General features: G+C 40.7%; 14 protein-coding genes. All 14 read left to right on the top strand.

The features are described 5' to 3' along the window. Positions 1-186: 186 nt before the first annotated feature. The 14 genes from wecA to ACW5XD_RS15830 all read left to right on the top strand — a co-directional run bounded on the left by wecA (position 187) and on the right by ACW5XD_RS15830 (position 15,100). Complete coding sequence (wecA, locus tag ACW5XD_RS15895; RefSeq protein WP_456495683.1) at positions 187-1,266, top strand: UDP-N-acetylglucosamine--undecaprenyl-phosphate N-acetylglucosaminephosphotransferase; 1,080 nt, start codon at positions 187-189, stop codon at positions 1,264-1,266. A 50-nt stretch (positions 1,267-1,316) separates the two neighbouring features. Then, positions 1,317-2,402 (top strand): dTDP-glucose 4,6-dehydratase, encoded by a 1,086-nt coding sequence (rfbB, locus tag ACW5XD_RS15890; protein WP_456495682.1) that lies wholly within the window; start codon positions 1,317-1,319, stop codon positions 2,400-2,402. Then, positions 2,402-3,289: a dTDP-4-dehydrorhamnose reductase gene (gene rfbD / locus ACW5XD_RS15885; RefSeq protein ID WP_456495681.1), complete on the top strand. Its 888-nt coding sequence runs from the start codon at positions 2,402-2,404 to the stop codon at positions 3,287-3,289. Before rfbB ends, rfbD begins: the two co-directional genes overlap by 1 nt. 112 nt (positions 3,290-3,401) lie before the next feature. Then, entirely contained in the window at positions 3,402-4,280 is an 879-nt protein-coding gene (rfbA, locus tag ACW5XD_RS15880) for a glucose-1-phosphate thymidylyltransferase RfbA (RefSeq protein ID WP_456495680.1), read from the top strand. Positions 4,281-4,341: 61 nt separating this feature from the next. Then, positions 4,342-4,893 carry a dTDP-4-dehydrorhamnose 3,5-epimerase gene (gene rfbC / locus ACW5XD_RS15875; RefSeq protein WP_456495679.1) on the top strand — a complete coding sequence of 184 codons (552 nt, stop codon included), beginning with the start codon at positions 4,342-4,344 and terminating at the stop codon, positions 4,891-4,893. Between the two features lie 2 nt (positions 4,894-4,895). Further along, positions 4,896-6,155: a flippase gene (locus tag ACW5XD_RS15870; RefSeq protein ID WP_456495678.1), complete on the top strand. Its 1,260-nt coding sequence runs from the start codon at positions 4,896-4,898 to the stop codon at positions 6,153-6,155. Next, complete coding sequence (gene glf, locus ACW5XD_RS15865; RefSeq protein WP_456495677.1) at positions 6,145-7,248, top strand: UDP-galactopyranose mutase; 1,104 nt, start codon at positions 6,145-6,147, stop codon at positions 7,246-7,248. Before ACW5XD_RS15870 ends, glf begins: the two co-directional genes overlap by 11 nt. Beyond that, complete coding sequence (locus ACW5XD_RS15860; protein WP_456495676.1) at positions 7,248-8,429, top strand: glycosyltransferase; 1,182 nt, start codon at positions 7,248-7,250, stop codon at positions 8,427-8,429. The genes glf and ACW5XD_RS15860 overlap by 1 nt, the downstream gene beginning before the upstream one ends. Continuing rightward, positions 8,429-9,478: a glycosyltransferase family 4 protein gene (locus ACW5XD_RS15855; protein ID WP_456495675.1), complete on the top strand. Its 1,050-nt coding sequence runs from the start codon at positions 8,429-8,431 to the stop codon at positions 9,476-9,478. The genes ACW5XD_RS15860 and ACW5XD_RS15855 overlap by 1 nt, the downstream gene beginning before the upstream one ends. Then, the gene (locus ACW5XD_RS15850) at positions 9,465-10,412 is read left to right on the top strand and encodes a D-glucuronyl C5-epimerase family protein (protein ID WP_456495674.1); all 948 of its coding nucleotides are present in this window, start codon (positions 9,465-9,467) and stop codon (positions 10,410-10,412) included. Before ACW5XD_RS15855 ends, ACW5XD_RS15850 begins: the two co-directional genes overlap by 14 nt. Next, positions 10,391-11,578: an O-antigen polymerase gene (locus ACW5XD_RS15845; RefSeq protein WP_456495673.1), complete on the top strand. Its 1,188-nt coding sequence runs from the start codon at positions 10,391-10,393 to the stop codon at positions 11,576-11,578. The genes ACW5XD_RS15850 and ACW5XD_RS15845 overlap by 22 nt, the downstream gene beginning before the upstream one ends. Beyond that, the gene (locus ACW5XD_RS15840; protein ID WP_456495672.1) at positions 11,578-12,705 is read left to right on the top strand and encodes a hypothetical protein; all 1,128 of its coding nucleotides are present in this window, start codon (positions 11,578-11,580) and stop codon (positions 12,703-12,705) included. Before ACW5XD_RS15845 ends, ACW5XD_RS15840 begins: the two co-directional genes overlap by 1 nt. Before the next feature lie 421 nt (positions 12,706-13,126). Beyond that, on the top strand, positions 13,127-13,774 hold the full coding sequence (locus tag ACW5XD_RS15835; protein WP_456495671.1) for a glycosyltransferase: 648 nt from the start codon (positions 13,127-13,129) through the stop codon (positions 13,772-13,774). Between the two features lie 159 nt (positions 13,775-13,933). After that, entirely contained in the window at positions 13,934-15,100 is a 1,167-nt protein-coding gene (locus tag ACW5XD_RS15830; RefSeq protein ID WP_456495670.1) for a nucleotide sugar dehydrogenase, read from the top strand. Positions 15,101-15,138 lie beyond the last annotated feature (38 nt).

The following is a 15,138-nucleotide window of genomic DNA, read 5'->3' as shown; positions in this document are numbered from 1 at the left end:
AAGAAGCTGCAAGCACACTGGGAGCTGTAACTCAGGGGCGGTAGCCATTTTATTCTTCAATAGTTAGGTTGTTTTTTGAGTAGATCTTGACTGGTCTATCACCGGCTAGGTGCCGGCAGCCATCAAGCAAATAAAAAGCAGGTCGCCATCAGGAGCGTATCTGACATTTCTAGGGATAAAACAAAAATGGAAACGTCTGGTCTGGTTGCATTCGTTGGAACCGCGCTGGCTATCGCCTGTTTGCGTCCACTGTCTGCCAAGCTACAACTCGTTGACTTGCCGAATCAACGTAAACAACATGTCGGTGCAATTCCTCTGATTGGTGGCATTGCAGTCTGTCTGGGGGTGTATCTCAGCGTCTTCTTCACGCTTCCACTGCAGAGTGGGGTTATCATCATGCTGGCGTGTGCTGGTGGCATGATGGTGATCGGGGCCATCGATGATGCCAAGGATATCTCCCCTTGGATCAGACTTACCCTGCAAGCCTTGCTCATCCTTACCCTCTGCCTCTCGACCAATATCAGTCTCCACCAGTTTGGTGATGTGTTGGGCATCGGAAACATCGCGATTCCATTTATTGACTTGTTGGTTGGCGTTGTTGCAGTTTGTGCCGCTATCAATGCCTACAACATGATGGACGGTATCGATGGCCTTGCCGGCAGTATGGCCGGTATTTCACTGGTTGGCCTCGCGATCCTGTTTACCAATACCATACCTTATATGGCACATATCTGTCTTATTATCACCATCGCCCTAGTGCCCTACCTGGTGGTGAACCTCAATATCCCTCCTTTCAAGCGCAAAATATTTCTCGGTGATGCCGGCTCTATGTTCCTAGGCTTTATCATCGGCTATCTGGTGTTGTTTGGTTCACAGCATTACGAACTGGAACCGGCATTTCGCCCTGTGACTGCTCTCTGGTTGATCGGCCTGCCACTGATGGATATGGTGGGCATCATGATCCGCCGTATTCGCAAAGGCCAATCCCCTCTGCGTCCGGATCGCAATCATCTGCATCATATTCTGCTGCACGCCGGTTTTACCCCTCGCGAATCCCTATTGCTGATTGTCGTTGCCAACCTGGGTGTTGTTTTCTTCGGTATTCTGGCCGAACAGACCAAGTTGCCAGAGTGGCTGATGATGGGGCTCTATCTGTTGCTGTTTGTGGCTTATTCCCTTTGCTTGGCGTATGCATGGAAGTTTGGGCGATGGGTGAAAGGGATTAAGGTACCTGCATCCGATTCTGTCCGAATCAAAAAAAGTTAATCCTGTCGCAAGAAACACTTTATTTCTAACGTTGTAATATAGGCTTTTGAATGAAAATTCTCGTTACCGGTGGCGCAGGCTTTATCGGCTCTGCCGTAGTGCGCCATATCATCCGTGATACCCAAGATTCCGTTATCAATCTCGATAAACTCACCTATGCCGGCAATCTGGAATCCTTGGCCGATGTATCGACAAGCGATCGTTATGCGTTTGAGCAGGTGGATATCTGCAACCGTGCCGAGCTGGATCGGGTATTTGCCCTGCACCAGCCGGATGCGGTGATGCACCTGGCTGCCGAGAGCCATGTTGATCGCTCCATCACAGGCCCGGCTGACTTTATCGAGACCAATATTGTCGGCACCTATATGTTGCTGGAAGCGGCACGCGCCTACTGGAACGGCCTTGACGAGGTTCGCAAGGCGGCCTTCCGTTTCCACCATATTTCCACTGATGAGGTGTATGGCGACCTGCCCCATCCGGATGAAGTGGCTGCCGGTGAGGCATTGCCGCTCTTTACTGAAACCACTCCTTACGCCCCCAGCAGCCCCTATTCTGCCTCCAAAGCCTCCAGTGATCATCTGGTGCGTGCCTGGCGGCGTACCTACGGGCTGCCGACCATCGTCACCAACTGCTCTAACAACTACGGTCCTTACCACTTCCCCGAGAAGCTGATCCCGCTGGTCATTCTCAACGCGCTGGATGGCAAGCCGCTGCCTGTCTATGGCAAGGGTGACCAGATCCGTGACTGGCTCTATGTGGAAGATCACGCGCGCGCGCTCTACAAGGTGGTGACCAAGGGCTTGGTCGGAGAGACCTACAATATCGGCGGTCATAACGAGAAACAGAATCTGGACGTGGTACACACCATCTGCGATCTGCTGGACGAGATGGTGCCCAAAGCGGGCTCATACCGCGATCAAATCACCTATGTGGCGGATCGCCCCGGTCACGATCGCCGCTATGCCATCGATGCCAGCAAGATGAGCGCCGAGCTTGATTGGCAGCCTGAGGAGACTTTTGAGTCAGGCATTCGCAAAACCGTACAGTGGTATCTGGATCACCAGCAGTGGGTCAACAACGTCAAGAGCGGTGCCTACCAGTCCTGGATTGAACAGCACTACGGGGAGCGTGCCTGATGCATATTCTGCTGTTTGGCAAAAACGGTCAGGTAGGCTGGGAGCTGCAACGGGCACTGGCGCCGCTGGGGCGCATCACTGCCGTTGATTTTGACTCCATCGACTATTGCGGCGATTTCAGTAATCCGGCAGGGGTGGCCGAAACGGTACGTCTGGTCAAGCCGGACGTAATTGTCAACGCCGCAGCCCACACCGCAGTCGACAAGGCCGAAAGCGAGCGTGAGTCTGCCGAGCTGCTCAACGCGACCAGCGTGGCAGCGATAGCCAAAGAAGCGGAAGCATTGGGTGCCTGGTTGGTGCATTACTCCACCGACTATGTGTTCGATGGCAGCGGTGAGCGCCCCTGGGTGGAAACTGATGCAACCGCCCCGCTCAACGTCTATGGCGAAACCAAGCTGGCGGGTGAGCAAGGGGCCGCGCTTTGTTCCCGTCACCTGATCTTCCGTACCAGCTGGGTTTACGCCGCTCGGGGTGCCAACTTTGCCAAGACCATGCTGTGCTTTGGCAAAGAGCGTAGCGAGATGTCAGTGATCAATGACCAGTTCGGCGCTCCGACCGGCGCCGAGTTGCTGGCCGATTGTACCGCCCATGCGATCCGCGTGGCGCAGAGCAAACCCGAGGTTGCCGGGCTGTACCATCTGATTGCCTCCGGTACCACCACCTGGTTTGACTACGCCCAGCTGGTGTTTGCCATAGCCAGAGAAGCCGGTGTTGAACTGGCGGTTACGCAGCTCAATGCGGTGCCGACCAGCGCCTTCCCGACCCCGGCCAAACGCCCTCATAACTCCCGCCTTGATACCGGCAAATTCCAGTGCACCTTCGATCTGGTGCTGCCGGACTGGACCGTCGGCGTGGAGCGGATGTTGACCGAGATCCTCGGCAAGTAAATTACTGGTCAGGGATGTAGTGAATGCACCCTTGGCAGGCAGGGATAAAACAGAAAGGTGTGGCCGAAAGCCACCCTTTTCTTTTGCAATTTAAAAATAAGAAACAAGCATCATGACCAAACGTAAAGGCATTATTCTGGCCGGTGGCTCAGGTACCCGTCTCTATCCAGTCACCATGGTGGTGAGCAAGCAGCTGCTGCCCATCTATGACAAGCCGATGATCTACTACCCGCTCAGCACCCTGATGTTGGCCGGTATTCGGGATATTTTGATCATCAGCACACCGCAAGATACCCCCCGCTTTGAGCAACTCTTGGGTGATGGCAGCCAGTGGGGCCTGAATTTGCAATACAAGGTGCAGCCAAGTCCGGACGGGTTGGCACAAGCCTTTATTCTGGGTGAAGAGTTCATCGGTTCAGATCCCTGTGCACTGGTGCTGGGCGACAACATCTTCTACGGCCACGACCTGCAGAAACAGTTGGCGGCGGCGGCCATCAAAGAGAGCGGTGCTACCGTCTTTGCCTACCATGTGCATGACCCTGAACGCTATGGGGTGGTGGAATTTGATAAAGAGGGAACCGCTATCTCTCTGGAAGAGAAACCGTTGGAGCCCAAGAGCAACTATGTGGTCACCGGCCTCTATTTCTACGACAACAGCGTGGTGGAGATCGCCAAGAGTCTGAAACCATCGCCGCGTGGTGAGCTGGAAATCACCGATGTGAACCGCATCTACCTGGAGCAAGGCAATCTGTCGGTGGCCATGATGGGCCGTGGTTATGCCTGGCTTGATACCGGCACCCATGAAAGCATGATTGAAGCGAGCAACTTTATTCAGACCATCGAGACCCGTCAGGGGTTGAAAGTGGCCTGCCCGGAAGAGATTGCCTATCGCCAGAAGTTCATTAATGCCGATCAAGTCCGTGTTCTTGCTGCGCCACTAGTCAAAAATGCGTATGGACAATATTTGTTAAGAATGGTGGCCAAAGTCTGATGTTATATGGGGGGAGGGCAGATGTTTCCCCATAAAGATTAAATTAAATATGGATAGACAAATGAATGTAATCAAGACAGCGATTCCTGATGTGCTTATTTTTGAGCCAAAAGTATTTGGTGATGAGCGTGGTTTTTTCTTTGAGAGTTTCAATCACAAGTTGTTTGAAGAGGCAGTAGGATATCCGGTTAACTTTGTGCAGGATAATCACTCCAAATCGTCTAAAGGGGTATTGCGTGGGTTGCATTATCAATTGCCTCCCCATGCCCAGGGAAAGCTGGTGCGTTGTGTTGCGGGTGAAGTGTTTGATGTGGCGGTCGATATCCGCAAAAGCTCGCCGACCTTTGGACAATGGGTTGGAGTACACCTGTCCGAGGAAAATAAACGACAGCTGTGGATCCCCGAAGGATTTGCCCATGGGTTTGTCACCTTAAGCAATACTGCGGAGTTTTTGTATAAGACTACTAATTATTATGCGCCGCAGAGTGAGGGCTGTTTAGCGTGGAATGACAGCCAAATTAATATTGATTGGCCTATTAAAGATGTGTTGCTTTCAGGCAAAGATCAGTTGGATTTAACGCTGTCAGATTACCTAAATAAAGGCGTTGCATAAAATTGGATAAAACACTGTATAAGAATATAGTTTCGCTATTTGGTATTCAGGGGATGAATTACCTCATCCCTCTGATTACTCTGCCTTATTTAGTGCGTGTACTTGATCCTGTTGGTTATGGTTCATTGGGTTTTGCTTTGGCCATTGTGCAATATTGCTGCCTGCTAACAGATTATGGCTTTAACTTGTCTGCAACGCAGCAAATTGCGGTGCACCGTGATGATAAACAGAAAGTCAGTAAGTTATTCTGGAGCGTACTCGCTTGTAAAACGGGTATGGCATTGTTTAGTTTGCTGGTAGTGAGTGCTGCCATTTATTGGGTGCCAAAGCTCAATGATTTATCGATAATTATTTACTCTGGTTTATTGATGGTATTGGGTAATGTATTATTCCCAACCTGGCTTTTTCAGGGTAAAGAAAAAATGGGCTGGATTGCCATATCCAATATCACAGCCCGTTTATTGGCAATTCCATTGATTTTTATCTTTGTTAATAAACCTGAACATGCCTATGTTGCTGCGCTGATCACCAGTTTGACGACAATTTTAGCTGGTTGCATCGGCCTCTATTTTGTTAGGCGGCAAGAATGGGTGGAATGGTATAAGCCTACACTATTAGATTTAATTGAAATGTTACGTGATGGTTGGCATGTATTTATTTCTACTGCATCTATAAGTCTTTATACAACTAGTACTACAGTAATTTTAGGTTTTATCAGTGGCCCAGTTGCTGTCGGCTATTTTGTTGCTGCTGATAAATTGCGCCAAGCGGTGCAGGGTTTAATCTCACCAATATCGCAGTCGTTTTATCCAAGAATTAATGCCACGATGAGTAAAAGTACAAATGAAGGATTTTTACTTATCCGAAAATTTCTAAAATGGCAGGGTGCTTTTACGTTGTGTTTAAGTATCGCACTTTTTTTAACAGCCCCCTTTTTAATTTCATTAGCTTATGGAAAGCAATATGGGGCTTCCGTGCCAGTGTTGATGTTGATGGCATGGCTGCCATTTATAGTTGGTTTGAGCAATATTTTTGGTATTCAAACATTGTTGGTATTAGGCCATAAAGAAATTTTCAGTAAAATATTGATGATGGCAGGCATAATTAACGTCATTTTGATCTTGCCATTGACGTATTTTAACGGGGCGGTTGGCGCGGCAACATCTGTGTTACTAACAGAAATTATTGTCACCACTATAATGATAGTGGTGATCATCAAGAAAAAAATCCCTCTATTTAAAGGTAATTTTAATGCAGTATGATTATGTAATCGTAGGTGCGGGTTTGTTTGGCGCAGTATGTGCCCATGAGCTGCATAAAAAAGGTAAACATGTTTTAGTGCTTGAAAAGCGTGATCATATCGGTGGTAATATATATACCGAAGATCAAGATGGCATTCAGGTACATAAATATGGCGCACATATATTTCATACCAATGATAAAGATATCTGGGATTATGTGAACTCATTTGTTGAATTTAATCGCTTTACTAACTCCCCCTTGGCTATGCATGATGGCAAGTTATATAATTTGCCATTTAATATGAACACTTTTTATCAGCTTTGGGGTGTCAAGACGCCAGCAGAGGCGATGGCCAAGATTGATGAACAAAAAGCCGAAATGGCAGGTAAAGAACCAACTAACCTTGAAGAACAAGCAATCTCTTTGGTTGGCCGTGATATCTATGAAAAATTAATTAAAGGCTACACCGAAAAACAATGGGGCCGTAAGGCAACAGAATTGCCAGCCTTTATTATTCGCCGTTTGCCTGTGCGTTTCACCTTTGATAACAATTATTTTTCAGATAAATATCAAGGCATCCCAATAGGCGGATATACAAAATTAATTGAAAAATTACTTGTTGGAATCGAAGTTAAGTTGGGGGTGGATTATTTAACTCAGCGCGATTATTATTGTTCGTTAGCTGAAAATATTATCTATACTGGCCCCATCGATGAATATTTTGGTTATTGCCATGGTCAGCTTGAATACCGTTCTTTGCGTTTTGAGCATGAACGAATTGATGTTGATAGTTATCAAGGTAACGCTGTGGTTAACTATACTGAAGCTAAAGTGCCATTTACTCGTATCATTGAACATAAACATTTTGATACTGTAGACACTTCTCACACGATAGTAACCCGTGAATATCCAGCAGAATGGAAATTAGGTGATGAACCTTATTACCCCGTTAATAATGAAAAGAACATGGAGCTTTATAATTCATATAGAAAACTAGCTAAAAATGAAGATATTCATTTTGGTGGTAGGTTGGCAGAATATAAATATTATGATATGCATCAGGTTGTACGATCAGCTCTTAATTTGATATCCAAAATAGGTGAAGCGTTGTGATGAAAAAAATTCTTAATATATACACTCTTGGAAAAATTGGTGATAGATTAGGTGGCCCGATGGCATACCTATTTAATTTGAAAAGCTATTTTGAGTCAATCAATGAGTCATCCGTTGATTACTTAGATTTTACTCACAATGTGAAAAAGCAAACTACCGTTAAAGGTCTTTTGGTGAGTAAAATTGCAAAAATTATGCCAAATATTATGAAGGCATGGTATTTTGAAAGACAAGCCAAAATTCTGGTTGAATCAAAAGTAAACTACATTAGAAATAATATCGATAAAGTCACTCAGTCTGATATATTGTTTTGTCATTCAACAATAGACTGTTATGCTGTAAATAAGGTATGCACTGAAGAAGGGATAAATAAAAAAATAGTTCTAACATCTCATACTCCAGTGCCTTTCTCGTATGATATTTTTATAAAGTTAAACGATGTTCATCATTATAAGTTTAATAGCGTTCTACGCTTTTATAAAAATATTGACATCCTTGCTTACAAGTGTGCAAATAAAATATTTTTTCCATGTGATGAGTCCTTTGGTATATATAGTAAGTACTTACCTGAGCTAAAGGAAATTGATATAAAAAATAAAATAGACTATTTAGCAACAGGTATCAATTTATGTAAGCCTATTATCAATTCATCTGAATTTAAAGAGAAATATGGAATTTCTATTGACAGTGTAGTAGTTTCTTATATTGGTAAAAGAAATTCAATCAAAGGATTTGATAGATTTATTAAGTTACATAAAGAGATCATGAATTCACCATTGAGTGGAAAAGTAACATTTGTTTTGGCTGGTAATGGGCCTATGGAGGCACCAAAAGGCAAAGAGGTTATAGATATCGGTTGGACCAAAGATCCTTTTAGTATTATCAATGCCTCTGACTATTTTGTTCTCGCCAACAGAGAAACATACTTTGACCTTATAGCCTTAGAGGTTTTGTCGTTAGGAACGAAATTACTTGCATCAAATAACGGTGGTAACTGCCATTTATACAAAGTGTTAGGTAATGATTGTGTAAATTTATTTTCATTTGATGATGACTATAATAAGTTGATTGATGTTATTTCAAGTCATGAGTCTTATAGTAAAAATGATGTTATCGATAAATTTAGAGATAATTTTTCAATGGAAAAATTTGCACAGAATTACTTGAAGAAGGTCTGTTAATGATTCTTTTTGTTTCCCAGTGGTTTCCATCGGATATTAATAAGTACTATGCCCCTTTTATCAAAGAGCATATGTTGGCGTTGTCAGAACAAGAACAATTAATAGCAATTACTGGAAATATAACTAGAAATTCTTCAGTAAGAGTAGATGACGAAAACAGAGTAACAAACTATAGAATACCTCTAAACCCTGACGATAATTATCTGTATAATATAATTAAATTCAACTTATATGCTATTTATTATTTAATAAAGTTGAGGAGGTTAAACTTTGAACTAATAGTAGTTAATGTTTTCACGTCAATTTTCTTTGCGTATTTTGCTAAGACTTTATTGAAATGTAGGCTTATTTTTATTGAGCACTGGTCATTTTGGGTTAGGCGTAAAACTGCATTCCTTTCTAGGTCTCTAGGCATTTTTGATGATGTCTATGTAGTAAGTGAAAACGTAAAGAATTCTTTTGATAAGAGTATTCAAAATAAAACTAAAATTGTGGAAAACGTTGTTGACGACACTGTTTTTGATCGTACCTCGGAATTAGGAAAAGATCTTATTTTTGTAGGTAGATTGGAAAGAATTAAGCGAGTTGACAGAATTCTAGAAGCTTTTGCATTAGCGAAGATTGATGGCGTAAATTTAAATATTGTCGGGACTGGAAGTGAACTTGATAAATTGATTATTTTGACTAATGAACTAGGTATAAAATCTAAGGTTATTTTTCATGGTGCTTTAAATAAATCTGAAATTGCTCTTTTGTTTAATAAGTCGAAAGCGTTGTTATTATTCAGTGAGACTGAGAATAAGCCTTGTGTTATATGTGAGGCTAATTTTGTTGGTTTACCAGTTATCTCAAATAACGTTGGAGGTATTCGATACATGGTTAACTCAACAAACGGTATTGTTGTTAATAATGACAATGTAATAGATTACTCTGTTGCTATAAGAAGAATTTATACAATAAGTTTTGATTACTGTTCAATTTCTAAGAATGCAAAGCAAAGGTATAGTAAAAAAACTTTTAGTAAGAGTGTATTAAATGAGTCAAATTAAGCATGAAATTCGCGTAACTAACACTGATATTGTACAAGCAGGCGGATATCATTTTGATTTTACAGATTATACTTCTTTTACAGCTCGTTCCCCTTTGTATAAGAATATTAATAATCTTCTGTATGTTAATCTACCTATGGTTTATGGTCAGTTTTATAGATTTAAAAGGGCAACTGATGATTATGGTTTATTACAAGTAGTAAATATCCAAAGAGCCCTTGGGTTTATTAACATGTATGTTAGTATTGGCAACAGAGAACATCTGCAAAGTGCAATTATAATTGAGCGGTCAATTAGGAATTCAGCTCATAAATATGAAAACGGTTTGTACCTGTATAATGATTTCTATCAACCTTTGTACATGTTAGAAAAGAACTGGCTTTCTGGTATGGCTCAAGGACAATATAGTTCTCTTTGCATTTTATTATTTAAGCATACAAATAATAAAGAATACATTGCATATGCAGATAGTGCGTTAAGAGTTATGTTACTCCCATTGGAAGAAGGCGGTTGCGCTACAAAGCTGAATTCGCAACTTTGGTTTGAGGAATATGTTAAGAATGGTAGACCAAGTTTTGTATTAAACGGTAATGTTTTTTCTATATTGGGTTTATATGATTACTGCTGTGTCACTAGCAATCATAATAGCGAATTGGTTAGTAGTGTTTCATGTTTGCTTGATAACACAGAGTTGTTTTTTTCATTTAAGAATGTTTCGCGCTATGACCTAAGGGAATCAATCTGTGACAGTAGTTATAATAGGCTTCATGTAATTCAATATCAGGTATTATCAAGGGTGTTTTCAAACCAGAAGTTTGAACTTCTTTCTAGGAGGTTTGAAGCTCTTTCTTCAGAACATCAATTACCTCTTAGTTTTATATTAAAAAAGAATCTTTGGAGACTTGTTAAACTTTGGAGGTTTTTTACAAATTGATTTTTCTAAATCATTTCTATGCAATTTCTTTTGCGTTGATAGTTATACCTATTTTATCATTTCCATTATCGTTACTAAGAGGAGACCAATGGTCTCTTTCTTTAGAGATGTGGATAATTATAATTTTAATGTACTCATACATTTCCTTTCTACTTCTGTTTCTTTCAATATATATACAAGATTCATCAAAAGGGAATGTGCGGCAGTATTCATTACCTAATTATAAGTTTTTATCTCGCGGCTGGTGTTTTCTCAAATTCTTGTGGTTCCTTTCGCAGATCGCATTTATTTTTAACCTCAGTAGAGTAATTGGTGATGGGTCTTTAGTTGGTGGTGGACGATCTTATGAACTAAGTTTTGGAAAATACACTTTAGTAAATTATTTGTATTTTATAAATGGTTTTATTGTCGGATCGTCACCATTGTTAATGAAGCTTTTTCCTGATAAAAGGAAGGTGTTGTGGATGATGACCATTTTTTCATTTATGTCTCTTCCATTCCATGGTGTAAAAAGCACAATAATCTTTCCAATTGTAATAGCTGTTTTCTGTGATGCTACAATTAATCGTAGGTATAACAGGAAACTTCTTATTTTATTAGTTGTATCTATCTGTATTGCTTTTTTTCTCTCTATATTTTTCAGAGAAGGGGATGGTATTAGCTTTAACTATATCTTTGAAAAAATATTGCTCTATTTATCTCCATCTTATTCTAACTTGCAGTTACAGATGCAATCTGAACCATTTTTTACTGGTGGGAAATTAACTTTTGGTTTCGTTGATGGGATCTATGACTTTATTTCAAATGGGTTTCAAAGAGCTTCAGATCGATTTGATACAACGAGCATTAGGGGAACTAATTTTGATGTTCTTCTTGTAGATGATGCTTATAATACAGCTACTATTTTTAGGGCAGGGTATTTGGACTTTGGTTATTTAGGCCTGCTTATAGTTTGCAACGCTGTTGTTGCTTATCTTCTAGTCGTTCAATACATTGGTAATAAGAGTTATAATTTTTTTTCGGTCTATGTTGTTTCAGTCAGCTTAGTTCAGGCTCTTTTTATGTTTTGGGATAATCATTTTTTCAGATACCAATATATATGGTGGCAGATGCTTGCTTTAATTTTTCATTTTTGTTGCAAGTATCGACTTTATTGGAGTAAATAATGCTTTTTTATTGTACTGATCGGATTTTGAGGGAAGGTTCTGGTGAGCTCTATCACACAACAGGTGTTATTTCTTCTTTTATTAATAGAGGTGAAGATGTTACAGTCCTTATTGATAAGGCGAATAAATATATTTTTGTTGACAACTGGGATCGTAAAAAGAATGTAAAATTTATTTTTGTGGACTCTGGTTCTTCGAGTAAGGGAGTTCTTCGTGCTTTAAAATTTTATTACTTTGTAAATAAGTTCTTATCTTCAAATTTTAAAGATATCGATTTGGTTTATACTCGAGATACTGTTTATACTTTTTTATTGTCTACGCTTCCAAATCGGATAAAAAGAAGGGTCGTAACCGAAATTAATGGTGTTGCTAGGATTGAGGCTAATTCTTTCTTTAAGTCAGCTGTTTACAATATCCTTGACAGGATTAAAAGTAGGTTTGTATGGAAGCAGGCCTTAATTAATTTATGCGTTGCTGATGGTATTAAGAATTTCTACTCTGAACATTTTTCATCTGACATTCGTTTTCATGTTATTCATAACGGACTGAATGGTAAATTCTATTCTACCGTCCAACCTACAATTTTAAAAAGTACTATATCGATGATTTTTGTTGCTAACTTCACAAGTTGGCAGCGGCTTGATGAGCTTTGTAACATTGTCCTGTCTAACCGTTCTTATTTCACTAAGAATGATATACGTATAGATTTGTATGGTTCTGGTCCCGCTTTAGACTTGTGGGTCTCTTTAGTTGGCTCTTCTGACTTATCTTCTATTATACAATTTAAGGGGGTGCTAAAGCAGTCTGATATGACTGACGTATTCCCTAGGTATAATTTCGGGTTGATATTGGATGACAGGTACTATAATGAGTTACCACTATTCTCACCATTGAAATATTACGAGTATTTAGCGTATCGGCTTCCAACTTTATATATTAATAAGTTTGGACAATTAACATTAGATGGATGTTATGGTATTAATCCAGAAAACGTCATTGATGTCTTAGAAGGTTTTTTAAAATCTACACCTTGTTTAAATGCTCCTACTGTCAGGACTTGGGACAATGTCGTTGACGAATTTTATGGGGTTGTTAGTGACCTATGTGAGCATACTAATGTTAGATAAGCCAGTTTGTATAATCCAGAATTCAATAAAAACCTTATATATATTTAGAAAACAATACATTTTGCGGTTGTTGTCTAACGGATATTCAGTACATTGTTTTGCTGTTAACGACTCTGATGAGCACGTCACAATGTTAGAGACTTTAGGTTGTGTTGTTCATGCATGTCGGAGATCAAATTTTCTCTTCAGCTCAATCTATTTAAACTTTAAGGTTTTGTTTTTCACTTTTAATAGGAATGAAAAAGCATCTTTAATTATACATTTTATTTCCTCTTTTGTGATTTTTTTTCCTAGTATATTATGTAATAGAAAGAGAACCTTCGTTGTGATTGAAGGAATTGGTTCTTTCTTTACTAATAGAGCAATTTTTTCTAAGATTATATCATATTTGGTTCGGCATTGCTCCTCGAAGAGGGTGTTTATGAATCAACAAGAAAGACAGTTGTTAGGTTTTGATTCGGACTTGGTTTTAAAAGGCATAGGAATAGATGTTGAGCACTTCCGATGTTCTGAGGTTAGCCAGAGAACCAAGTCTCATAGGATTCTATATGTTGGGCGATTAGTAGGTGATAAGGGTATATATGATATTCTTGAGTTAGGGAAACAGCTAAAACAAAGAAAAGTCGACTTTCATATAGATATTGTAGGTGATATTTATCCAAGTAATCCATCATCATTAACAGAATCTGATATTGTTAGTAGCAAGGTTCTTTTCGGGGCAGATATCACTTTTCATGGCTTTAAGTCTGATTTAAGAGAGTTCTATTCTTCTGCTACTGTTTTAATATTACCGTCTAGGCATGAAGGGTTCCCTGTGGTCGTTATGGAAGCGAACGCTATGGGAGTTCCTGTAATTTGTTATGATGTTATTGGCTGTAGAGATGCTGTATGTCATGGCGTAAATGGCTATTTGGTCGAACCTTTTGCAATTGATGATATTAGGGATATAATTGTCCAAGGCGATTACAAATGCATTAGTGAGTCTGCTATTCGATATGCTAGAGAAAATTTTGACTCTTCAACTAAAACTGACATTTTTTTAAAATATTTAGGACTGGTGAAAAATTAACTATATTTTATTCCATTCTAATATGGTTGGAGTAAGATTTTTGGTGTCTCGTTTGAAGTTATCGTGGTTTAAATTTTTTCTGTTATTTACGGTTGTTTTTTATTATTGCAGGTTTTTATCTTTGCATTCTCATGTTTCCTTTGATTTAGGTATCTAATAATGAAAATTGCTATTGCTGGTACAGGTTATGTAGGTTTATCTAATGCAGTGTTTTTAGCGCGGCACCATCAAGTTATCGCTGTTGATGTTATCGCTGAGAAGGTTGCGTTAATTAACAGTCGTAAGTCACCGATTATAGATGCCGAGATAGAAGATTTTTTAGCCCATCGCAAGCTTGATTTAACCGCGACCTTAGATAAACAATTGGCTTATCAAGATGCTGAGTTTGTGATTATCGCCACCCCAACGGATTACGATACCAAGACTAATTATTTTAATACCGCGTCGGTTGAGTCGGTGATAAGCGATGTATTAGCCATTAACCCTAATGCGGTAATGGTGATTAAATCTACTATACCTGTAGGCTTTACTGCTAAGGTTAAGCAAAAGTTTAATTGCGATAATATTTTATTCTCGCCGGAGTTTTTGCGCGAAGGGAGCGCGCTGTATGACAACTTGCACCCCTCTCGCATTGTGGTGGGTGAGCGCAGTGAACGGGCGCAGGTGTTTGCTAATTTGCTGCTGCAAGGGGCACTGAAACAGGATGTGCCGGTGCTGTTTACCGACAGCACAGAGGCCGAAGCGATCAAGTTGTTTGCCAATACCTATCTGGCGATGCGGGTTGCCTTTTTTAATGAACTCGATACCTATGCCCAGCACCACGGGCTGGATAGCCGTCAGGTGATCGACGGTATAGGGCTGGACCCGCGCATCGGCAGCCATTACAACAACCCTTCATTTGGTTATGGCGGTTATTGCCTGCCAAAAGATACCAAGCAGTTGTTGGCCAACTATAACGATGTGCCGAATAACCTGATCCGCGCCATTGTCGATTCCAATACCACCCGCAAGGATTTTATTGCCGATTCGGTGATCCGTAAAAATCCCAAGCGGGTTGGGGTATATCGACTTGTGATGAAGGCGGGGTCTGATAATTTCCGTGCCTCCGCAATTCAGGGGGTAATGAAGCGCATCAAGGCTAAAGGTATTGAAGTGGTGATTTATGAGCCAACCTTGAAAGAGCCGGAATTTTTCCGCTCAAAAGTGCTCACAGATATTGCCGAGTTCAAAGAGAGTTGTGATGTAATTCTGGCTAACCGCATGGTGTCTGAGTTGGCCGATGTTGCTCACAAGGTCTATACCCGCGATCTGTTTGGTAACGATTAACGTCAGGCTGAGGCATTTTCTAGGTCTCCTGTTTAATC

The organism is Aeromonas enterica, assembly GCF_054052465.1.
The sequence above is the reverse complement of the archived record's forward strand: the minus strand, read 5'-3'. Positions and strand labels throughout refer to the sequence as shown.